At 54.6% G+C, this 20,551-nt stretch carries 21 protein-coding genes, 2 pseudogenes and 1 other annotated feature; of the genes and pseudogenes, 11 read left to right on the top strand and 12 right to left on the bottom strand.

Translation table 11 applies throughout. The features are described from left to right. Nucleotides 1-64 precede the first annotated feature (64 nt). Together G7047_RS05450 and G7047_RS05445 are read left to right on the top strand one after the other, a co-directional pair. Nucleotides 65-1,033, top strand: a complete 969-nt coding sequence (locus G7047_RS05450; protein WP_166301831.1) for a hypothetical protein — start codon at nt 65-67, stop codon at nt 1,031-1,033. Next, on the top strand, nt 1,030-2,751 hold the full coding sequence (locus tag G7047_RS05445; protein WP_166301828.1) for an RNA-directed DNA polymerase: 1,722 nt from the start codon (nt 1,030-1,032) through the stop codon (nt 2,749-2,751). The genes G7047_RS05450 and G7047_RS05445 overlap by 4 nt, the downstream gene beginning before the upstream one ends. Before the next feature lie 403 nt (nt 2,752-3,154). On the opposite strand, the gene G7047_RS05440 is transcribed toward G7047_RS05445, so the two are convergent. From G7047_RS05440 to merT, 4 genes are all read right to left on the bottom strand, one after another. Further along, on the bottom strand, nt 3,155-3,967 hold the full coding sequence (locus tag G7047_RS05440; protein ID WP_166301825.1) for a hypothetical protein: 813 nt from the start codon (nt 3,965-3,967) through the stop codon (nt 3,155-3,157). 79 nt (nt 3,968-4,046) lie between these two features. Beyond that, a complete protein-coding gene (locus G7047_RS31075; protein ID WP_082585479.1) occupies nt 4,047-4,271 on the bottom strand; it encodes a GDCCVxC domain-containing (seleno)protein in 225 nt (74 codons plus the stop codon). Next, on the bottom strand, nt 4,271-4,555 hold the full coding sequence (gene merP / locus G7047_RS05430; RefSeq protein ID WP_056265797.1) for a mercury resistance system periplasmic binding protein MerP: 285 nt from the start codon (nt 4,553-4,555) through the stop codon (nt 4,271-4,273). The genes G7047_RS31075 and merP overlap by 1 nt, the downstream gene beginning before the upstream one ends. 14 nt (nt 4,556-4,569) lie before the next feature. Next, nucleotides 4,570-4,944, bottom strand: coding sequence for a mercuric ion transporter MerT (merT, locus tag G7047_RS05425; RefSeq protein ID WP_056265800.1), 375 nt, complete (start codon nt 4,942-4,944; stop codon nt 4,570-4,572). A 42-nt stretch (nt 4,945-4,986) separates the two neighbouring features. Here merT and merR point away from each other — a divergent pair, with 42 nt between their 5' ends. Further along, the gene (merR, locus tag G7047_RS05420) at nt 4,987-5,424 is read left to right on the top strand and encodes an Hg(II)-responsive transcriptional regulator (protein ID WP_056265803.1); all 438 of its coding nucleotides are present in this window, start codon (nt 4,987-4,989) and stop codon (nt 5,422-5,424) included. Here merR and G7047_RS05415 read toward each other — a convergent pair. The 4 genes from G7047_RS05415 to G7047_RS05400 all read right to left on the bottom strand — a co-directional run bounded on the left by G7047_RS05415 (nt 5,413) and on the right by G7047_RS05400 (nt 8,097). Beyond that, a complete protein-coding gene (locus G7047_RS05415) occupies nt 5,413-6,942 on the bottom strand; it encodes an IS66 family transposase (RefSeq protein WP_166311894.1) in 1,530 nt (509 codons plus the stop codon). The two genes, merR and G7047_RS05415, sit on opposite strands and share 12 nt — an antisense overlap. An 81-nt stretch (nt 6,943-7,023) precedes the next feature. Then, complete coding sequence (gene tnpB, locus G7047_RS05410) at nt 7,024-7,356, bottom strand: IS66 family insertion sequence element accessory protein TnpB (RefSeq protein WP_056265807.1); 333 nt, start codon at nt 7,354-7,356, stop codon at nt 7,024-7,026. Beyond that, complete coding sequence (locus G7047_RS05405; protein ID WP_056265811.1) at nt 7,353-7,703, bottom strand: transposase; 351 nt, start codon at nt 7,701-7,703, stop codon at nt 7,353-7,355. The genes tnpB and G7047_RS05405 overlap by 4 nt, the downstream gene beginning before the upstream one ends. 94 nt (nt 7,704-7,797) lie before the next feature. Then, on the bottom strand, nt 7,798-8,097 hold the full coding sequence (locus G7047_RS05400; RefSeq protein WP_166301822.1) for a hypothetical protein: 300 nt from the start codon (nt 8,095-8,097) through the stop codon (nt 7,798-7,800). Between the two features lie 878 nt (nt 8,098-8,975). On the opposite strand from G7047_RS05400, the gene G7047_RS05395 reads away from it, so the two are divergent. Both G7047_RS05395 and G7047_RS05390 read left to right on the top strand, forming a co-directional pair. Next, nucleotides 8,976-9,500, top strand: a complete 525-nt coding sequence (locus tag G7047_RS05395; protein WP_166301819.1) for a hypothetical protein — start codon at nt 8,976-8,978, stop codon at nt 9,498-9,500. A gap of 143 nt (nt 9,501-9,643) precedes the next feature. After that, complete coding sequence (locus G7047_RS05390; protein ID WP_166301816.1) at nt 9,644-10,075, top strand: hypothetical protein; 432 nt, start codon at nt 9,644-9,646, stop codon at nt 10,073-10,075. A gap of 748 nt (nt 10,076-10,823) precedes the next feature. Here G7047_RS05390 and G7047_RS05385 read toward each other — a convergent pair. Continuing rightward, entirely contained in the window at nt 10,824-12,200 is a 1,377-nt protein-coding gene (locus G7047_RS05385; RefSeq protein WP_166301813.1) for a midcut-by-XrtH protein, read from the bottom strand. A gap of 539 nt (nt 12,201-12,739) precedes the next feature. Between G7047_RS05385 and G7047_RS05380 the strand changes: the two genes are divergently transcribed. The 4 genes from G7047_RS05380 (at nt 12,740) to G7047_RS05365 (ending at nt 16,652) form a co-directional block, all read left to right on the top strand. Then, entirely contained in the window at nt 12,740-13,225 is a 486-nt protein-coding gene (locus tag G7047_RS05380) for a DUF4279 domain-containing protein (protein WP_166301810.1), read from the top strand. A gap of 394 nt (nt 13,226-13,619) precedes the next feature. Further along, entirely contained in the window at nt 13,620-14,762 is a 1,143-nt protein-coding gene (locus G7047_RS05375; protein ID WP_166301807.1) for an ImmA/IrrE family metallo-endopeptidase, read from the top strand. Beyond that, complete coding sequence (locus G7047_RS05370) at nt 14,752-15,330, top strand: hypothetical protein (protein WP_166301804.1); 579 nt, start codon at nt 14,752-14,754, stop codon at nt 15,328-15,330. The genes G7047_RS05375 and G7047_RS05370 overlap by 11 nt, the downstream gene beginning before the upstream one ends. A 171-nt stretch (nt 15,331-15,501) precedes the next feature. After that, nucleotides 15,502-16,652, top strand: a protein-coding gene (locus tag G7047_RS05365; RefSeq protein ID WP_166301801.1) for an IS3 family transposase whose coding sequence is annotated in 2 segments (ribosomal slippage) — nt 15,502-15,748 and nt 15,748-16,652 — 1,152 coding nt in all. Because the reading frame shifts where the segments join, the coding sequence is not laid out codon by codon here. Nucleotides 16,653-16,670: 18 nt separating this feature from the next. On the opposite strand, the pseudogene G7047_RS05360 reads toward G7047_RS05365, so the two are convergent. Next, nucleotides 16,671-17,758 (bottom strand): annotated as a pseudogene (locus G7047_RS05360) (IS3 family transposase); the annotation flags it as partial. Next, nucleotides 17,364-17,480: a sequence feature (AL1L pseudoknot), on the bottom strand. It overlaps the preceding pseudogene by 117 nt. 50 nt (nt 17,759-17,808) lie before the next feature. Next, a pseudogene (locus G7047_RS31070) lies at nt 17,809-17,979 on the bottom strand (integrase); the annotation flags it as partial. Between the two features lie 142 nt (nt 17,980-18,121). Between G7047_RS31070 and G7047_RS05350 the strand changes: the two are divergent. Next, nucleotides 18,122-18,601 carry a GNAT family N-acetyltransferase gene (locus G7047_RS05350; protein WP_166301798.1) on the top strand — a complete coding sequence of 160 codons (480 nt, stop codon included), beginning with the start codon at nt 18,122-18,124 and terminating at the stop codon, nt 18,599-18,601. Nucleotides 18,602-18,915: 314 nt separating this feature from the next. Beyond that, nucleotides 18,916-19,191 (top strand): GNAT family N-acetyltransferase, encoded by a 276-nt coding sequence (locus G7047_RS31460; protein WP_371813851.1) that lies wholly within the window; start codon nt 18,916-18,918, stop codon nt 19,189-19,191. A 98-nt stretch (nt 19,192-19,289) separates the two neighbouring features. Here the strand turns inward: G7047_RS31460 and G7047_RS05340 are convergent, their stop codons facing one another. Next, nucleotides 19,290-20,405 carry a chromate transporter gene (locus tag G7047_RS05340; RefSeq protein WP_166311893.1) on the bottom strand — a complete coding sequence of 372 codons (1,116 nt, stop codon included), beginning with the start codon at nt 20,403-20,405 and terminating at the stop codon, nt 19,290-19,292. Nucleotides 20,406-20,551 lie beyond the last annotated feature (146 nt).

The following is a 20,551-nucleotide window of genomic DNA, read 5'->3' as shown; positions in this document are numbered from 1 at the left end:
TGACGGTTGTGCAAAACAAATAAGCTTCTATGTCCTAAGAACTGCTTGTCAACGTGGTTGATTAATGTCCCGACTAATTAAACCCGCAGATATCCCAGAAACACTTTGGCATGCTGAAACAACATGCCTGCATCTTGCACCGACACTTCTCACTGCCTGGAAGCACTTGCTTCAACATGCTGGACTAGAAGCAAAGGCGCTACAGCCGGTGCCTGAGGGAATAACCGGTGGATTGAGCAAGGAAGCAACGGACGAGCATTTGGCATGGCGTTTCAGTGGTTCGTCGGCACGGGTCCAACTTAGCTTACTTGACCCTCGAGATGAACTTTCTGGGGTGGCAGACGCGTTTGCGAAGGTTTTTTCGGGTGGGACCGTCCTAGTGGCTGATCTGCCTTGTGGCTCTGGCGCAGCTGTTCTGACGCTGCTGACGAGCATTGCTGAGTTACGGCGCCAAGACCGCATCCCACGCAACCCACTGTACGTCAAGGTTATTGGCGGTGAGTTGTCCGATTCCGCTCGAGGCTATGCCAGTCTAGCCATAGATCACATCAGGGAGACATTGGTCGATCAGGCGATATGGGTCTCTGCCGAGTTCCTGCCCTGGGATGCGTTGGATAAATTTTCTACCGCAGACCTGACTAACCGCCTGACCGTGCTTGGCCAAGAATGTTCAGCCCGCCTCATGGTGCTGGCCAATTTTTCCGGTTTTCTCCAGGGAAAGGGGAAATGGAAAGAGGCTCTACCGCAATTTGAAAGCCTGTTAGTACACGGCCGAGCCCACAATAGTTTTGTGCTCTGGATCGAGCCGCAAACGAACAAGGTAATTGGGCAAGGCGGCTTCTTCGCCCGAGCTCTCGGTTGGTTTAAAAAACTGTTTTCAGCACATCAGACGAAGGAAGAGCAAGAGACTCTCGTGGTTGAGAACCTTGGGAAAAGTGTTGCTGGCGTTCAACACCCATTGAAGGACCATCAATTCAACGTTCATCTAGTAATTCAGCGCTTCGATTTACCTTTGAGTGGAGCTAAGGCATGAGGCCGCAGTTACTCGCACTGCGTGCAGCCAATCAGTATCGCACTCGCGACATCATGGCCTACCTTGGACTGCGCTATTACTTCGCCAATCAGTGTGCACGCAGGGATCGCTGGGCTGAGGAGGTGTCTCCACATCTCGTGATAAATCGAAGCAGCAGCGCCTATTTCCAGTCCCTGCACTTCAAGGATATTCGCGTCGACGGCCAAGTAGGCTACCGTGACATCTTTCTGCCCGGACCCAATGAGTCGTTCGCGGAAGCTGCATTGCTCGCTGAATGCAGCCGGCACGCAGCATTTCGCGCCCCCGACTTCGTCTTCAGCTATCGTCTGGCAGAAGGTGAAGACACTCAAGGTCTTTACAAGCCTTACTTCACGGGCCTACAAGAGCGGCAACAACAAATCGCGGCGGTATGTAAAGCCGACGTTGGTCAGATCGTACGCTACACCGACATTAAACGCTTTTACCCAAACATCTCCGGCGAGCTGGCAATCAGCGCCTGGTTGAAGGCGTGCGATGTAGCTCAGATAGCCTCCCTATTTCGTGATTTAGGCACAAAGCTTTTAGCCAACCACGCACTGGTATGCCAGAACGCTGCTCATGGCAAGGGGCTACTGACCGGCCCTATGTTTAGTCATCTGATTGCCAACCTTGTGTTGCGTGATGTTGATGAAACCATGTCCGCAGCCTTCCCAAATCGTTACTTCCGCTACGTGGATGACGTGGTGCTGGTGGGGTCAACAGTAGGTGTTGCCGCAGGCCGCGCGCAATTGGCAGGAATGTTGAGCGAGTTAGGACTTGACTTGCATGACGCCGGAGCCGGAAAGGACTTCGAACTTGCTGCGCGGGATTGGCTGATAGGAGAGGCTGATTTCAGCGGCAACGACTCACAAGGTTGGATGTTCTTCGTCCGCGACCTTAAGCAATTCCTTATTTCACAGGCTCCCTCTCGTGCCAATCTTGCAACCAAATTTTCTGAAGAGGGCTTCCGGATTCCGTTGCCAGATTACAGCGTTGAAGTCAGTGATGCGAGGTATCAAGATCGCTTCTTTGGCCAACTACGGCGTTATCCGTGGCTGCTAAGCAAGATATTCCGGCAGACTACGCCAAGTGCGCTTTTACTCTCTGCGCGGATTCTGCGTACGGAATTTACCGAACGTTTGCTTCATTTCCTTGAGGCCGGCCAAAATTTAGATGTTTACGCGCGCAAGAGAGTCATCTCTAAAATTCGTTATTTCGCAGGCCGACTCCTCTACCTTGCCAAAGCTGAAGATTTGCCTTTGATTGCAGAGCGACTGAGGCAATACCCAGAGCTCGTCATGCTTGCAGAAATACTCCATGCAGTCGGCACACGAGACATAACGCGCCTTCTAAAAATGGGCGGCAATGCAGCCCAATCGGCCGCTCAGCCATTGAAACTTATTCCCGGCGAAATCACTTGCCAAGTCCAATCCTGGGGTCCTGCCGAACGTCAGGGTTTGGCCATTTTGCGAGCAAATGGCATCAGTGTCGCTGGCCCGGCCGACGATGAACTCAATCGTTTCGCCTTGTGGAACGAGCGCGGGCACCAGTTGATGCAGTCAGGTGATCCCTTCATCCAGGAGGTGGCCTGTCTTCATGGGATTTCCAATCATCCCCGCCACCCCGCGATTCTTCAGACAGCGCTAGATCGCGGTGAGGAGCTCGCCTTCGACGCGACGACGCCCATTGATACGTACTGAGCATTCATGGCCATTGCCAGAGTTCTGACCGATCTACTAAAGCGCCCCGGGTCCTGTAGTGGCAGGCTAGTAACCTCTTTGGTTGAAATGCCGCTGCAGGGTGTAAATACCATACACCCATAGATCGGAAAGCTACTTTTCGAGAATTCAAGTCGGCATCGCGAGTTCGACCAGTTTTTTTAAGTGCTTGTCGTTGGGTGTTAGCGCCCTATTGCCCGGCTTCGGACACGCTACGTTGCTACACGCCGTCACCGCGCCAATGTCCGGTAACGGCCGTCGCGGCCACTCAAGCCGCCGACTGCGAATGACTCAGTTCAGCCTATATCCAACTTCGCAGCGCAACCTACTCCTTGCCACAACGATCGTAGAAGCAGTCAACCACCCTGCATATGCGGGAGGCAAATTATCTTCCCAATGTCCCGGTAAAAGAAGCCAGACCGATCCCGCGCATGTAGTCCAAGATCTTGCTCTCCGGCGCCTGTGCCGCCAGATTGATCATCGACCCCGGCTGGTTGTACTTCATCAGCGTTTGTTGCTGCCCATTGACATCCACCGCCTGAATCTCGCCATAGTTAAGAACTGCCCGCCCTTCGCTATTCACTATCCATTGAAAAATCTCCGCTGCGTCCTTGTATACAGGGTGGCGTGCGAACGCCTCTTTCTTGAGAGTCTCAGGGTTGTTCCTCTTTTGAGCAGTCACGATTGCTCCCTCTGATGAACTCAGCTCACGCTGGGCATCGCGTCGCCTCTCGCCCAAAACTCGTTCAAGCTCCTGTATCTGGAACACACGAGAATTGATTTGGTCTTTCTCCGTCGATCCTTGCTTTGGAAGCGCTTGGATCCTCTCGATCCCTCGTTGCAGACGCTCGAGATTTCTACGGGAATCGGGATAATCTTCTTCGATACTTTTTGCGATGCTGTCACGTGATCGCACTGCACTGGTTACTGCAGTTTCTGCATCTTTGGTTGCACGCTCCAGATAGTCTTCTCTCCTGTCCTTAAGGAAGTCATTGCCATCGATGATGGTGCATTTGTACTGCACCACCGTGCGACCTTTGTCGTCCTTGAAACTATCCCAATGGGTACTTTTGCACAGTGGCCGCTTGCCCAGGCCGTTGGCGACTGTCGTGGTGCGCGCACTGTCGATATAGCTGTCCTTGACGATGCCAACGGGGCTTTTGCTGCAAGCAGAAAGAGCAATGGTGGAGCAAGCCACAACGAGGGAGAGTTTTTTCGTAAGCGTCCGGGCACCCCACCCTGATCTACCGCTGGAAGTCGCAGAGGTGGAGTGACCCCTACGTTTTGGAGCCGCAGCAAGCTTCGTCGCCACCGGCCTGGATTGGAGGGCACGGCACCGAACCGAACGAGCAGAACACACAACAATGGCCCGGTTTTGGGCGCAAGACCGTGTGGCAACTTTCGCACTCGTAGAACCATTGGCACGCGTCCGTCGGCATTGTTTCGTTCTTGGCATGCCCACACTCAGGGCACGTCAGAACAGAGTCCAAGATCAAATCCATTACGGCTTTGCCGGGGCAACAGATGACGGGAATCCAGCTTCCGTGGTGGCCTTGGTCAGCACGTCCACCTTGACCTTGGTGTCATCAAAGACCACCGTGGTCTCTCGTTTGGCCAGGTTGGATTTGACGCCAATGACTCCGTCGATCTGGGTCAGTGCCTTCTTCACCGTGATGGGGCAAGTGGCACAACTCATGCCGGGCACCGACAGAGTGACGCTTTGTTGGGCAGCCCAGCCGGGCGTCAGCAGCAAGAGTGCTGCAGTGGTCATGATCAACCGCTTCATGTCGGAGCCTTTCATCAGTAGAACCAGTGGGCGAACAGGGGGAACACCAGCGCGGCCACCAGCAACAGGGTCACCAGGGCAAACAGCACCTTGTAGGAGAGGCTGACCATCGGCCGCTGACATACCTGTCCCGCTTCACAGGCCACAACCGGGCGCCATATCCGGCGCGCCGCAAAGATCAAGGCGATAGTGGCTGCACCAATGAACAGTGGTTGGTACGGCTCCAGCAGCGTCAACGTGCTGATCCATGCTCCAGAGATGCCCAGCATGATCAGCACCAGAGGGCCAAGGCAGCAGGCGGACGCAAGGAGCGCGGACAGGCCACCCGCGATCAAGGCCTTTCCACCGCCAGTGGCACGGGCAGAAATGTCTGTAGATTTTGTTGACATGGCTTAAGCTTAGTCCCGTACATTGGTACGGAGTCAAGCACCATGAGCCTTCCTCTTCCGCATGCCCACCCCGGCTTGACCATTGGTGATCTGGCCAAGGCGGCCGGTGTCAATGTAGAGACCATACGGTTCTACCAACGCAAGGAGCTGATGCCCGAGCCAGAACGGCCCCAGGGCAGCATTCGGCGATATGACCAGAATGACCTATCGCGATTGCATTTCATCAAGACTGCGAAGCGGCTGGGGTTCAGCCTGGATGAGACCGCGCAGTTGCTGCAACTCGACGATGGTGCGAGCTGCGCTCAAGCCCGTACACACGCAGAGTCCAAGCTCGCCGAAGTTCAACTCAAGCTTGCAGACCTGCACCGAATGGAAGCCGTACTCTCTGAACTGATCGATCTCTGCAGTTCTGGGAGAGGCAAAGTCCGTTGCCCGCTGATTGCGGCAATGGAGAGGCAGTCGCCTCCGCTACAGATTTGAAGCAGTGGTGGACTGCCAGCGATGTGGCAAAAGATCATGGATGCGGCTGGCGCGCTGCATGGGCAGACGTGCCATCACATCGCGCAGGTAGGCGTAGGGGTCATGCCCGTTCATGCGCGCTGACTGGATCAAGCTCATGACGGCGGCGGCGCGTTGGCCCGCGCGCAGGCTGCCAGCGAAGAGCCAGTTGTTGCGACCAATGGCAATGGGCCGGATCTGGTTCTCGATCCAGTTGTTGTCCAAAGGCAGTTGCCCATCGTCGACGAACCGGGTCAACGCCACCCAGCGCCGCAGGCTGTAGTCCAGCGCCTTGGCGCTCGCTGAACCTTCGGGCACCTTCTGGCGTTGCAGCAGCATCCACTGGTGCAAGGCATCGAGCAGCGGCTTCGTTTGTTGTTGCCGGATGGCCCGGCGCTGATCGGCGCTGAGCTCCTTGACCTCGCGCTCGATTTCGTAGACCCGACCGAACTGCTGCAGCGCGAACTCGGCGATCTGGCTCTGGTTAGCTGCATGCAGATCGAAGAACTTGCGCCGCGCGTGCGCCAGGCAACCGACCTCGGTCACGCCGCTGGCGATCAAGGCTTTGTAGCCGCTGAAGTCGTCACAGGTGAGGCTGCCTCTCCAGTCGCCCAGGAAGCGCCGGGCATGTTCGCCCGAGCGTGATTCGCAGAAGTCGTAGACGATCACCTTGGTGTTCTCGAAGGCACCCGTGGCATAGGCCCAGAGGTAGGCCCGGTGCGTCTTTCCGTTGCCCGGCTTGAGCATGGACACCGGCGTCTCATCGGCATGCAGCACGCGGTGCTGCAGCAGCTCGTTTCTCATGGCATCCACAAGTGGCTGCAACTGCACGCCACACGCGCCCACCCACTGAGCGAGCGTGGAACGCGGGATCGCGAGACCAGCTCGACCAAAGATCGCTTCCTGGCGGTACAGCGGAAGGTGATCGGCGTACTTGGCCACCAGCACCTGCGCCAGCAGCCCGGTGGTGGGGATGCCCTTGTCGATGATGTGCGGATCGACGGGGACTTGGGTGAGCGTCTCGCACTTCGCACAAGCCCACTTGCCCCGGATGTGGCGCTCGACGCTGAAGACGCCAGGCACATAGTCCAGCTTCTCGGCCACGTCCTCGCCCACGCGCTTCATCTGGCAACCGCAGGCACAGGTGGTCGAGTCGGGCTCGTGGCGGATCTCGCGCCGCGGCAGGTTGGCTGGCAGCGGCGCGCGCTTGGGAACCTTCTTCTCTTCAACCTTGGCGGGCGCCTGCGCTTCTTGCAGCGCATCGATCTCGGTGGCCACGGCTGCCAGGTCGGCCTCGATCTCGTCTTCGAGCAGGCTCTTCTGTTCGGGGTTGAAGCGTTCGGATTGAGCTGCGAACTTCATGCGCTTCAAGAGCGCGTTCTCGTGCGTGAGTTTGTCCAGCAACGCGCTCTGGTGGCGCAGCTGCGTCATGAGGCGCGTGGTCAGCTCACGCAGCTCTTCTGCGCTCAGGCTCTGCAGGGATTGAGGCTCGACCACCATGGGCATCCACTGTGCCAGCACTGGCACACGCGCACCATTGGCGCATGCCCCAATTGGCAAGCACCGGTCTGCGCTTCAGAGTCAGACCACGGTGATGACACCACCGTTGCCAAGGCGCTGCCAGGGCAGGCCCAGCACCAGCGCATCGAACTGGGCTCGGGTGAGCGAGGCGGTGCTTGCCGCATCACGCGGCCAGACGAACTTGCCGCTGTTGAGGCGACGCGCTGCCAGCCACACACCGATGCCGTCGTGCACCAGCACCTTCATGCGGTTGGCGCGTCGATTGGCGAACAGGTAGGCGTGGTGCGGGCGCGCTGCGCCGAAGACCGACACCACGCGAGCCAGCGCCGTCTCGGTGCCCGATCTCATGTCCAGCGGCTCAGTGGCCAGCCACAGCGCATCAACCCGGATCACTTGAGCAGCTCTCGCATCCACACGGCGCACTGGTCGGCCGCATCCAATGGCCAGGTCACCGAGACGGTGGTGGCGCCACGGCGCAGCTCGATGCGGATGTCTGGTGCAAGTGCAGGCCCTGGTGAACATGCCGCTGGCGGCAGCGGCACTGGAACGAATGCGGGGGCCTGGAGTGCAGGCAGCGCGCCACCCGCTTCGCGGCGCCACTTGTGAACGACGTTGGCGTTGATGCCGTACGACAAGGCAATGCTGGCCACCGATGCACCCGGCTCGGCGCACTGAGCAATGATCTGCTGCTTGAGCTCGGCGCTGTGCCGCCGGCGGGTCTTCTTCTTGGCTTCATTCATGGTGTCCACCTAAATCTTTGGTGGACACCATCGTTGCCGCTTAGACCAATCCCTTCAAGGGTGGGATGACCGTGCGCTTACCGCTTCTGGCCGACTACGGATACCAAACAAGCGAGCATCCCTCTGCAAGCGCACCTGCATAGTGGGTTCGAAACGAATTCATGCGTAGGTCGTTGAGCGACTCAACTTGTATGGGTCGACCCGCCTTGATTTGAAGGTCGACAAAGCCAAACCGGGTGAGTTCTGATGTTGCTTTGTCTTCTTGCGAGGTCTCCTCATCCTGCGCCAAGAAGAGGATAACTTTGTGTCTGTCACCCAGCGCAGGCGCATGCCACTCGAAGTCGCAGTGTCCCGCATACGTGGCCTCAGCGCCATACAGAAAAATCTTGGTCATGCTGGTCTGCATTTGGCAATGTTGGTCTTATTTTGACAGGTTCGGGAATGTCTGTTCTTGGTCGAGAACGGCTGGCAGGCCGCGACCCATCACGGTCAATCGGATAGAGGGATAAACCGACATTGACGTACCGACTTCTCTCATCTGTAGGCCTGCTTGGTGCGCAAGGTATAGTGCTTGCCTTACTACGCTAGGTCGCAACACCAGCTCTATGCGCGCAAAGCTTCTAGCCAAAAACTTAGTCTTTGTTGTATTGGTCGCCTCACCACTGGTGCTTGCGGCTGTTTCGACATGCTCTGCACTGATTGCCCCCAATAACACTCCGGCTCCTGTCGCAGCATGGGTGCTCATCACTTTGGCATCAACGATAGCCGCCATTAATTTCCACCTTTCGTTTTTACGCCCGGCTCTGTATGCGAAGCGTCACGGCGGCTCCCTAGCAGACTACAAGCATGCTTCTGGCATTCCCTTGATTGGATCAGTCCTTACTGCAATTGCAGTTGTAGTCGCGTGGGGAAAGCTATGGGTAGCTGCTCTCTGCTTACTTCTACTTCTCGCCGACACTGGGAGTGTGATTTGGCTGCTTGCAGCGCTCGGCCGCGACAAGTCATTCTGGATGGGGCGTCAAAGTGTCTAACCCTTCAGACGGCATGTGCAGTCAGTCCGTGTATTCAACCGCATTGACCGCTTTCTCTGTGGTCACTGTCTGCTCTTGGCCGAGATGCGGCTGTCACTGAACGACCCACAAGAGACATTCATCCGTCAACCACAAAGCGGGCTGTCATTCTCCAATATCGCTAGTGTGCGGCACATGCAGAACGTTCCGCATCGTCGAGTTTGTCCAGTAGGTTCTGCGGGATACATTAACATTAGAGCGCATGAAAACTCTCAATTTTCACAACATAGGCGAAGACGATGGACACTTCTACATTCTCGCATCCTGCGAGTGTGACTATCAGTCTGGAGACCAGTCAATCCCATCTCGCCTTGCGTTGTATTTCTCCCCTACCGAGGGGTTTTCGCGATTTTCAGTTCAATGTTGGAGTTTGAAAGGTGAGAGTCATATGTATTGTAGAGGCCCAGACTATTCACCTTGTCCAGAGGCTGCTCTTCTCGATATATGGGTTCAAGAAAGCGTGCCCGCATATGTATGGCGCCTTTATCCAAAAAACAGATGCATTGATTTTCATAGTTCCTCGCATGAAATTAGTTACCATCAAGCGCGCAAAGAACTCTGCGCCGCTTTGTATGGTTTACGTGTTAAAGCATGGAGCCAAAAGAACATGATTATTAACCCGCTAATTCAACCGCCACCTGGCGGTTATATAGTCGCTGACGCTTTTAGTGCGACACAAGAAAACGCCGAATTCATGCAGGCAGCAATTGATGCCGAAGAGCGCTAACCGAGCACTGCGCGTTAACCGTTCTTGTTTGCATGGTGCTTCTTTTGAGTCAAATTTCTTGCTCCCCCAATAGTGAGTCTAACCCGGCGGTCAAGCCGACCCGCTTTCGGCGGGCCGCTTACCTTTATCATTAGGCTATGAACATGGAAACTACGGTGCACGTCAAACAACTCATCGCTGAAGAAATATTGTTCGCTAATGGAGACGAAGTTTTAGCTGACCTAGGTAATGTAGTAGAGAAAATACGAATACTAGAACGACCCCGCCAACTTATACCAATAATTTTTCGCTGGGCTGAAGAAAATCACCCATACGTTCTCGATGACAATCCATTTTTGCATTTTATTGAGGAAGATATTGATTTTATTCCTGCCCTTGAAGAATCGATCAATCGCAAGCCTACAGCGCTCACCATCTGGATCGTTCACAGACTAGCAAACGGCGAAACTGATCGCTCAAAAATAAATCATTGGGTAGCAATACTTCAAAGAGTTTTGCGTCACCCACGAACCGATGAAATATGCCGAGAAGATACAGAGAGTTTTATTTCTTATCACATTAAGCGGCATGCCTAACATTGCATTCAACCCGGACGGCTTGATCGCCGGTTAACAATTGCGTTGAATGACGGCTCTTGGTCAATGATGCGACCGGCTGCTTCTGGCCGAGATGCGGCTGTCACTGAACGAACCTGAACTGTCTTTCACCAAGCTGACGCTGACTGCGCTTTTGCAGCGGTTGCTGTCGTTCGCGTCCCGGATCTGAGTCCACGATGCGTGGCAAGAAGCAGGCATCGACTCATTCGACCGGCCGTGGGCTTCAATGACCGTTCTCGGGGGCGCAGCAGTCATCTAGTCTCGCAGCCAGCGGTTTACACCGTCCGTAGACAGTCGAATGTCGGCTGCTCGAAGCTTCGAACTGACGGTCTCGACCGAGGCTGTGTGAAAACACTATCGTGTGCGGTCAGGTTGAAAACTCGACCTCTCAGATCGATCTGAGATCGACGATCACGCTGTCGGGAATGGTTTTGCTACTCCCGAAAATGTGACCTTTTTGCGTTTTCACATAGCCTCGACCCAAAGCAGCCTTCCAAGCTGGCGCCGCTGCACCTCGCTCTTGGCAGTTTACGGACAACCCAACCGCGCACGAAGATCACCGCCGGTGTGTAGGGTGCGATCCGCATCAATCTGCCACTACAAAGGCGCGCGGAAGTAGGATAGGTAAACTCTGCGAGAGAGGCCCGTGCTGAAGACAAGTCACCAAAAATGAGGAGCTTGATCATCTGCGTGGTGCGGCTGATCAAGCATACAAGGTTTGCAACTGTCACCCTGCCGAAGACGTCGAGCAGCTATAAGGGAAGGTCCAGGTCATGGTGCTCGTGTTGCCTGGTGCAAAGACATAGCCCTCTGGTGCGGTGGAGGTGACGGTAGCTACGCCCGACTTCAACGCCTCACCATTCGTCAGGAAGTCGCTGTCATCGTAGGCTGCATCGGTCGCATTACGGGTATAGCTGATACTGGTCGTGACGCCAGGCTCGTCAAAATCAGGTTCTGTGGTTAGCAACGGTGCATGTACATAGAACTCCCCATAAATCGGGGTGTTCAAACGGTTGGTATAGGTTGCCAGCACGGGCTCGGCTGTGCAGCCGATAGCAGGTGCGCTGGTGTTGCTGATTGCCACAGGCTGGACGGGCGGCGTGCATGAATAGGCTTGCGTTGTGCAACTGGCTCCCGATGCCAGTTCTTGATTAACAATGCAAGTTCCCGTCTCTGCTGGATTTCCGTTGGCGGTAATGCGCATGCGTTTGCCACTGGTATTGGTGACAGTCAGCAGCGGTGCAGGATCCGAATAGGCCACTCCACCATCTGCAAGCATTCCACCCGCAGGATTAACAAATTCATAGGGTCCTGCTGCGCGCACCGATTCGATCCACGAGCTACCCCCCATGGAAAACAAGCTGACAGCCGCAGCCATTGCTGCGACGGCCATCATACGGTGCTTATCTCCGTGATGGCGACTGCGCCAGGCGAGCACCGCTATGAGCGCAGCCAACACGCCCACTGCAAAAGTTCCCAAGGTCGGAACCGCCATCGGAGTCCCCCCAGCGGGCATATAGCTCAGCGAAATGTCGCAGGTGCCTGCGACCTGATCCGTGATCGTTATCGTCACGGTAGTCGGCTCTGAGCATTTTTCAGACAGCATATCCGGGGTCATTTCGAATGCAATGGGATCGAATTGAAATCCACCAGGGAAGCACGCCTTGTATACGATGGAATATGATCCTGGCGGCACCGAAGCTGTTGCTGTCACTGCGCCCGTTGAAGGTTTCAGCTTAACTCCCGCATTGGAGGCCGGGGTTACTACCGCTAGCTGAAAATAGTTGATGTTTGCTGCTTCGACTTTATCCGGCTCAGACGTGTCGTCAATACTCCAAAACACTGTGTCATTGGCTAGCACGTTGGCGATCAAGGTCGAGGGTACACCTGAAGGCGCACTCCCTGCATCTGGAGTGGTGCTCAGATATGACTTGTCAGACACCAGTTCGCAGGTGTTTGTTGTAGTCATGAAGACAAAGCCAGTGGGGCACACCACTGGAATTAAACCCTGTGCCTGCGCGTTTATCACTCCCCCAAGAGCCAAAAACATACCCAGAAGAATGCGTAGTCGCAACATACAAAAATATGATTTAAATTTTTTCATAGAACTGCCTCTCCTCGATTGAGCTTTCCATTGGAAGTCACCCTAGTGCAGCACAATTATTACTGTAGTTTGTTGTTTTTGGGAAGCATGTTTTCCTATGAGCGATTACTGGTCCGCAATGGTTTTATTTCAATTAATGCAAAAACCAAAGATAATTGAAATATACAAAATGATACGAGTGCTAAATTGTGCTTTCAGAGCCTGCCGGGAAGGGTGGGTCGATATGAGTCTATAGCTGCGCACAGAAGCGGTCGCTCAAGCTGTGCGGAGAGAGCCGCGCAATCGAGTCGCCAGTTCCGAAGGTGAAGTAGCCGTTCAGAACAGGCTGCATTCAACGACTGGTGTTGGCCGATACCCGAATAAGCTGCAACCCAGCGGATGGGGGCGTGATTCAGTACTTGATAAATCTGTCAAACTCCATGCTTGGTGTCCACAATTTTGGTAGCAGGCTTCCTTTTCCCTTAGAAAAGACATGTTACGAAAAATGCAGGTCTGTCAGAATTGTTGATTCACGAACTTAGACCAAATTGGGAAAGCTGATGGCCAGTATCTCCGCCACCGTCCGACGTCGTATCAAGCGTTACGTCCGCCGCAGAGAGAAGATGGTTCGAAACCCTGCTTTTGAAGGGACACCTAGACTCTACCGCTTTGATGCTGCCTTGCGGATTGCGGGGGGTGGTCACTATCACGACAGCATTGCGCAAATCACTGGGCTGAGTCCCACGCAGGCTTATCGCAAGGGCGAACGACGTTTCGGCAAAACCCCTTGGTTAGAGGACATATGGATATTGGCGTCGCCACTAGACGGCGAGGCTGATATCGATATGCATCTCGATTGGCTTTGGAATGCCATCGCTCCGCATAAAGAGTACTTTCGCGAGCTCATCTCGCAAACTACAAGTGCTCACGTCGTTCTGGGGTGCTTTTCTGAAAGTCCGTATCCGTTCTTGTCGGTGAAATCCGAGTCTTTACGCTTATTGCGGGAGTTGGAAATCGGAGTAGCGTTTAACTTCACATGTGTTTAGGTGGGGCTTTCTTCACTTTTTTATTGCCGACACTCAGCGGTACGACTGAATTTGGCCGGAAGTGACTGTCTCGATTCAGTGACACGGACAGAAATTCACAAACACCTCCAAGAAGTACGCATCTGAGTGCGACCATTCACCAAAGGCTGAGAGCTGCCGGTCACCGTATCGACGCAGAGCGACTGCTTCGGTCAATAACGGTCTGCTGCAGGTGTTTTCCAGTGGCTTTGGTAGCTGGTGATATCGTTCTTTGATAGTGCCATGTCAAGCATTGCTGCGTATGCCGATCCCGCGTTAACTTTGGGGGTGCTTCTCGTGGAGACGTATAACTGACACGATCTAGAGGAGCAGCGCTTACACTTAAGGCAGATCCACCCGAACATCTTCCAGGGCAATGGCCATCAACCTGCGAGCCTTGGGCTCCAAACTCACTAAGTACCGAGTGCAACTCAAGGAGTCCATCTTCGAAGTTGCTGCTTCGACGGGCATTGACTCTGTTCGTCTAACCGCCATTGAAGCCGGCCAAGCAGAGCCAACGGGCGACGAGGTGCTGATCTTGGCAGATCACTATCGATGCGACTTCAAATTCTTCATTTCCAATGAACAAGTCGCGCCATTCGAACAAACCGAGACGCTCTATCGTGCACATGGCGACGACTTCACCAAGGAAGATCGTCGTGCGGTCCAAGACTTTCTCTACCTGTGCGAGACGGAAGATTTCCTGATGCGAGAGCTGGGTCGCCCGTCCGAAAATTTTTCTTTTGCTCCGACCGGCACGTTTTTCAAGGGGCACGGAGAAACCGCCGCTGCCAGTCTTCGCGCTGCCTTGAGGCATTCAGACCGAGAGGTTCCCCGCGATGTTTACGCAGAATTTCGCAGCGTAGGCGTTCACGTGTTCCGGCGCAAGCTCGGCAACTCCAATATTTCAGGCCTCTTCATCATGCACCCAGTCGCGGGGAAGTGTGCTCTGGTAAATTACAGCGAGGATATCTATCGTCAGCGGTTCAGCGCCGCTCACGAAATGGCGCACGCTATTTTCGACTCTTCTCAAGGTGCCAGCGTCAGCTTCGATGGCCCGAGTGGATCGGACATGGTAGAACTGCGCGCCAACCGCTTCGCATCGTGCTTTCTCATGCCGCCAGCAGTTCTCGCACGCCTTCCGAGCCCTGTTCAATGGACGGACGCTGACGCGCTGCGATGGGCCAATGAATTGCGCGTAAGTTGTGTCGCACTCGCCATTGGACTCAAAGAGGCCAAGCTCATCGACACCGCGTCATACAACCGCATTAGTAATCTGCGCGTGCCACGTGAGGCAAAGGTCGACCCTGAATTGCCCGATAGCCTCAACGCTGTGCAGCGGGAACGTAAGGCCCGCCTCTTGGAGTCAGGACTCTCCGATCATTACGTGGGTCTTTGCTTCGACGGGTTCAGCATCGGCGTGATTAGCGTCGGTCGTCTAGCCGAGGCGCTGTTGTGCAGCCACGGCGAACTCGCAGAGCTTGCAACCCTTTACGGCAGAACACTCCATGGCCATTGATCCGTCACAGTTTCATTTGGTTAACGTCGCTGACACTTGTTCGGTGTGGAATGTTCTGTCATCGCCTACGCTACATTCCGCAGCGAAAGAAGCACGCTGCGATTTTTGCATCACCAGCTTCGTGCGCTACGAGTGTCTGAACAAGCCACGGAAGAAGACTCCGACGGCTGCGGAATCAGAGCTCATGCGGCGGTTAACGCTCGAGCAGAGTCGTGGCGGCTTTATCGCCCACTCGTGCAGCATTAACGATCTACAGGCGATCAAGTTGCTAGAAAGCCGTAAGCGCCTAGGCAAAGGAGAGCTCTCATCCATCGCATTCGCCATGAAGATTGGACAAGCAGTAATCACCGATGACATGAAGGCTCGCAAGCTGGCACAGGACTCTGGGCACACTCACATCCAGACGACGCCTCACTTGTTCTCTTGGTTGATCTTCAAGGGAAGGCTTGGCGATTCTGACAAGGGAGCTGTAATCGCGCAGCACAATGCAATGGATCGACCTCTGGCCCCTCATCTCGAGACAGCATATGAGATGGCCCTGCAATGCAGGCTCAACGCACCAACATAAGAATCAAACTTGCCTCTCGCTTGCATGTGAGCAATTCCCCAGCCCCAAGCGACAGCCTGCTTATTGGTGAGAAAAAGCTGTTGAACCTTAGAGGACCGGGGACTGCACCTGAATCGCCCCGGATTTTCTAGACACCTCTGAGCCTCAAACTAAGGCCCAATAGGAGGTGCCATGAGTAAACAAAGATATCCCCAAGAATTCAAGACCGAAGCGGTCAAGCAGATCACTGAGCGCGGCCATAAGGTGGCCGATGTTTCTGCTCGGCTGGGGGTGAGTCAGCACAGCCTTTATCAATGGATCAAGGCTCAACGAACGCCTGCCCCTGATCGGCAGGCACAGGTGTCGCAAACCGAGGAGTTGCGACGACTGAAGGCTGAACTCAAGCGAGTCACAGAGGAGCGCGACATCCTAAAAAAGGCCGCGGCGTACTTTGCCAAGCAGTCCGGGTGAAGTACGCATTCATCAAGCGCCATGAAGGCGAGTACAGCATTCGCCGACTGTGCAAGGTCATGGCTGTACACCCTAGCGGCTACTACGCCTGGAAGGCGCAACCGATGAGCCTTCGTGCAAAGGACGATCAACGTCTGTTGGGTCTTCTCAAGCATGCGTGGCTCGAGAGTGGTGGCGTCTATGGCTATCGCAAGCTGACCATGGACATGCGTGATTTGGGCGAGAGCTGCGGCAAGCATCGCGTGGCACGACTGCTCAAAATCGAGGGGCTGCGCTCACAGACGGGCTACAAACGCCGTGCAGGCATGCGTGGAGGCAAATCTGCCATCGTCGCGCCCAATCACTTGCAGCGCCGCTTCGCAGCGGCCGAGCCCAACCAAGCTTGGGTGACTGACATCACATACATCCGCACCCATGAAGGTTGGTTGTATCTGGCGGTGGTGGTTGACCTGTTCTCACGTCAGGTTGTTGGCTGGTCTATGGGCAGCCGCATCGATACTGGCTTGGTGCTCGATGCACTGTTGATGGCCTTGTGGCGTCGCAGGCCCAAGCTGCCTGTCATGGTGCATTCGGATCAGGGCAGTCAGTTTACTGGCCATGACTGGCAGGACTTTCTGCGTGATCACAACCTTGTCTCCAGCATGAGTCGTCGCGGCAATTGTCACGATAACGCGGTGGCTGAGAGCTTCTTCCAGTTGCTCAAGCGCGAGCGTATTCGTCGCCAGATTTACTCGACGCGCGATGAGGCCAGGGCTGATGTCTTCAACTACATCGAGATGTTTTACAACCCCAAAAGGCGTCATGGAACCGCCGGAGATATCTCTCCGGTAGAGTTCGAAAGACGCCATTCCCAACGGCTCGAAAGTGTCTAGAGAATCCGGGGCGATTCATTCCTTTGTTTTCCATGGCCCACGGCGATGGATTAACTCGGCTTTGTAGAGACCGTTGATGGTCTCGGCTAAGGCGTTGTCATAGCTGTCGCCTTTGCTACCCACCGAAGGCTCGATACCCGCCTCAGCCAGTCGTTCGGAGTACCGAATACTGACGTATTGCGACCCGCGGTCGCTGTGGCATATCAGGCTTCCATCGCGCTCAGGCTGTCGGGAGTACAGGGCTTGTTCCAGCGCATCGAGGACGAAGTCAGTGCGCATCGAACTGCTCACCCGCCAGCCCACGATGCGCCGGGCGAACACGTCGATGACGAAGGCCACGTACAACCACCCCTGCCAGGTCGAAACGTAGGTGAAGTCGCTGACCCACAACTGGTTCGGTTGCTCGGCTCGGAACTGGCGATTGACGCGGTCCAACGGGCATGGAGCTTTGCCATCACTGACAGTGGTTCGCACGACCTTGCCACGCATCACCCCGCGCAGTCCCAGCTTACGCATCAGCCGCTCGACTGTGCAACGGGCCACAGTCACGCCTTCGCGGGCCAGTTGCCGCCACACCTTGTCGGCGCCGTAGACCTGCATGTTGGCCTGCCAGACGCGTTCAATCTGTGGCATCAGCATCTCGTCACGGTGAGCCCGAGCACAGCGCTTGTGAGGCGCACGCAGTAACGCCGCGTGCCGACGATACGCCGAAGGGGCAACCTGCAAGACCTTGCAGAGCGGCTCGACCCCATATGCATCGCGGTGCTTGTCGACGAAGGCCTTCAAGACTTCAGGCGGCGGCCCTGCTCCGCCTGGGCGAAAAACGCGCTGGCCAGCTTGAGTATCTCGTTGGCCCTGCGCAGTTCCTTGACCTCGCGCTCGAGCTCCTTCATTCGTTGCGCTTCGCTGGTTGTGACGCCTTCACGCGCGCCGGAATCCACTTCCGCACGCTTGACCCATTCGTTCAGTGTTTGGGGCACACAACCAATCTTGGGGGCTATGGATTCAATGGCGGCCCACAGCGATGGGTACTCGCCTCGGTGCTCTTGCACCATGCGTACGGCACGCTCGCGTACCTCAGGTGAAAACTTGTTTGACTTCGTCATGGCTCAATCCTCTCAGAGTGTTGAGCCTCCTCCATACCCGGGGCGATTCACAGCTTGCTGTCCACACCTAGATTAAAAAGGGCTAGTTCTCGGACTCGTCCTTCCATCTGAAGCCGAATTCTTAGAGCCCAGATGTCTTTGAGCTTAAATGGTGCTTTCTGCCCGACTATCTTGCCTTTGTTCCATGGTTCGCGTCGAGCTGCATGACTGAAGGCTTCCATGATGGTCTCCCATCGAGTTGAGGGGCCTATAGCATGCGCTTAAGTAGTCTCCACGTTGGGATGATGTAATTGACCTATTCTGAAGAGCGGGTTGCAGAAGCAATCCGGAAATGAGCTATCGGCCATGAGCAGACCTCCATCAATGAACGCAACAATTTCTGATCGATCCATGCGCATACGTAAAGCGACACTAGATGACGCTTCGACCATTAGCACATTGATTCTTTCCCAAGCGCATCATTTCCTGTTGCGAGATGACGGTGCAGGTGCAGAAAGCTTCTTGCTTTCGCTTGCGCCTGAAGGGATTGCGCGAAATATCGCTACTCCTGGACTCGACTACTATGTTGGCTTCGCTGGCGATCAGTTGATGGGGGTAGTTGCTGTTCGTCAAGGAACGCATTTATTCCACCTTTTCGTTGGACAACCTTTCCAAAGAGGTGGCGTTGCTAGGGCGCTTTGGTCTTATGTGAAGGATATTTATGAATGGCCCTCTGCTTCAGCGCCGACTACTGTCAATTCAACGCCGTTTGCACTGTCTTTCTATGAGCGCATGGGATTCTGCGAGGTTGGTGCTCGCGTAGAGAAGAATGGAGTTGCGTTCATTCCAATGCAGCTCGCTTAAGCATGAGCCATATTCGTCGATAGTTACAGGAAAACTTCGTTAGCTTAGTTCCCATTTTTGAGTGTGCCTGCAATCTGCTACCGGTCGAACTGGTACAGTCACTATCGGCCAAGTGCTGACGCTCCACATAAGTTGATGAGACATTCGATCATGAAAGACCTTCGCATTTCAAACGATAAAGCTGAGCTGGATGTGCTTCTTATTCACAGCTTTCTTTCCACTGAAACCTCGTGGGCTAAAAATATTCCATTAGAGATATTCTCATAGCAATTGAGAACTCACTTTGTTTTGGGGGATATATTGAAGGCCAGCAAGTGGCATTTTGTCGCGTCATCACGGATAGTGCGACCTTTGCCAATCTTGTCGACGTATTTGTGATTCCAAAGCACAGAGGCAATGGATATAGCAAAGCTCTGATGAGTGCTGTCTTAGCACATCCTCAACTTCAGGGATTACGGCGTTTTACTTTAGCAACCAGTGATGCTCATGGCTTGTATGATGAGTATGGATTTAAATCTCCACTGTATCCGAATTCATATATGGAAAGATACTTTCCGGGCATTTATACTTTGGACCGCTCAGCGGTATAAAGCATGTCTATTGAGGGTCGATCGGTTGAATTCACAGCCAGAAGCGGTATTTGGGCCTCGACTCTCAATCGACCGCTTTTGAAATTTTCTGACACCCACTACGCCGCATGCATCTGTGGATAGACTATCAAGCCTATCAAGGCTGCGACCAAAACAACAACTGGCTCAGGCAGTTTCTTAAATTTCCATAAAGAAACTGCTGTGCCTATGGCCATGCATGCCGTGACACAGTCGCTGATGGAGCGCTGGGAAATTACAACCACTGCACCAACAATTGCGCCGATTGCCGCTGCCGTGACACCGTCTACAAAGGCTACCAATGCAGGTACTTTTCCGTACTTTTTGAAGTATGGAGCAGGAATCACAGTGAGTAAAAAGCAAGGCAAAAATGTTGCCAAAGCAGCCACCATGGCGCCCCAAAATCCCGACACCAAGAAGCCTATGAATCCTGTCGTGATGACCACTGGGCCAGGAGTAATCATGGCTACTGCAACTGCGTCAACGAACTGATGGTCGGTCAACCACGCGTATTGCTTGACCACGCCGGAGTAGAGAAACGGGACGATGGCAAGTCCACTTCCAAAGACAAACGTTCCTGCATAAGCAAAATAGCGCCCAATCTGTACGAGCTTGTCCCAATCAATCCCATTCAGCGCGAAGAACCCGATGACTGGCACTGATGTTGAATGGAGCCTGTGCTTGGACATCCAGTCGGGGGGAGCACGCAGCAGCCACACGAGTACGCCTGAGCCGATGAACAACCACAACTCTTCAGACTGTGTGGCGAAGGTGACGACAGCACTGACGGTGCATATAGCCCAAAGGAGCTTGTCTTTGCCAATGTTCTTTGTTGTGAGCTTGTAGGCGCTGATGCTGATGATTCCAATGACACATGCACCAACGCCGTAAAACACCGCTTGCATCCAGGTCAATCCCCCAAATCGGGTGTAAGCAGCACCTAATGCCACCACCATGACGAACGACGGTAAAACAAAGGCCAACCCTACAAGTGCCGCACCGAGCAGCCGGTAGCGGACGAATCCCAGATAGATGGCCAACTGAGCGGCCAGCGGCCCCGGCATCAATTGGGCAAGAGCCAGTCCTTCTTTGTAATCGGCTTCAGTGAACCATCCTCGGCCCTCCACCAAGTCCCGGTACATGAAGCCAACAAGCGCAACGGGGCCGCCGAAACCCCAAGTTCCGAGGCCCAGCATATAGAGCGTGAGCTGCCAAAGCGTGTATGGCGTCGCGCTATCAGCGGACTCAGGTGTTGATGAACTGGAAGAGACAGGAAATGTCAAGATGAACTCCTACCCGGGTCAATGGCCCGAAATTAGGAGCAGCACTTGGGACAGAGGTT

It is taken from the genome of Diaphorobacter sp. HDW4A (genome assembly GCF_011305995.1).
Taxonomy (GTDB): Bacteria; Pseudomonadota; Gammaproteobacteria; order Burkholderiales; family Burkholderiaceae_C; genus Diaphorobacter_A.
This window is presented reverse-complemented; position numbering and strand designations above follow the sequence as displayed.

Bases quoted from the DNA above. Each gene is read 5' to 3' on its own strand.
- G7047_RS05340 (WP_166311893.1), bottom strand. From the start codon at position 20,405: ATGCTGGGCCTCGGAACTTGGGGTTTCGGCGGCCCCGTTGCGCTTGTT.
- G7047_RS05450 (WP_166301831.1), top strand. From the start codon at position 65: ATGTCCCGACTAATTAAACCCGCAGATATCCCAGAAACACTTTGGCAT.
- merT (WP_056265800.1), bottom strand. From the start codon at position 4,944: ATGTCAACAAAATCTACAGACATTTCTGCCCGTGCCACTGGCGGTGGA.
- G7047_RS05395 (WP_166301819.1), top strand. From the start codon at position 8,976: ATGAAAACTCTCAATTTTCACAACATAGGCGAAGACGATGGACACTTC.
- G7047_RS05405 (WP_056265811.1), bottom strand. From the start codon at position 7,703: ATGAATGAAGCCAAGAAGAAGACCCGCCGGCGGCACAGCGCCGAGCTC.
- G7047_RS05445 (WP_166301828.1), top strand. From the start codon at position 1,030: ATGAGGCCGCAGTTACTCGCACTGCGTGCAGCCAATCAGTATCGCACT.
- G7047_RS05375 (WP_166301807.1), top strand. From the start codon at position 13,620: ATGGCCATCAACCTGCGAGCCTTGGGCTCCAAACTCACTAAGTACCGA.
- G7047_RS05380 (WP_166301810.1), top strand. From the start codon at position 12,740: ATGGCCAGTATCTCCGCCACCGTCCGACGTCGTATCAAGCGTTACGTC.
- G7047_RS31075 (WP_082585479.1), bottom strand. From the start codon at position 4,271: ATGGATTTGATCTTGGACTCTGTTCTGACGTGCCCTGAGTGTGGGCAT.
- G7047_RS05390 (WP_166301816.1), top strand. From the start codon at position 9,644: ATGGAAACTACGGTGCACGTCAAACAACTCATCGCTGAAGAAATATTG.
- G7047_RS05400 (WP_166301822.1), bottom strand. From the start codon at position 8,097: ATGACCAAGATTTTTCTGTATGGCGCTGAGGCCACGTATGCGGGACAC.
- merP (WP_056265797.1), bottom strand. From the start codon at position 4,555: ATGAAGCGGTTGATCATGACCACTGCAGCACTCTTGCTGCTGACGCCC.
- G7047_RS05350 (WP_166301798.1), top strand. From the start codon at position 18,122: ATGAACGCAACAATTTCTGATCGATCCATGCGCATACGTAAAGCGACA.
- G7047_RS05370 (WP_166301804.1), top strand. From the start codon at position 14,752: ATGGCCATTGATCCGTCACAGTTTCATTTGGTTAACGTCGCTGACACT.
- merR (WP_056265803.1), top strand. From the start codon at position 4,987: ATGAGCCTTCCTCTTCCGCATGCCCACCCCGGCTTGACCATTGGTGAT.
- G7047_RS05385 (WP_166301813.1), bottom strand. From the start codon at position 12,200: ATGAAAAAATTTAAATCATATTTTTGTATGTTGCGACTACGCATTCTT.
- G7047_RS05415 (WP_166311894.1), bottom strand. From the start codon at position 6,942: ATGGTGGTCGAGCCTCAATCCCTGCAGAGCCTGAGCGCAGAAGAGCTG.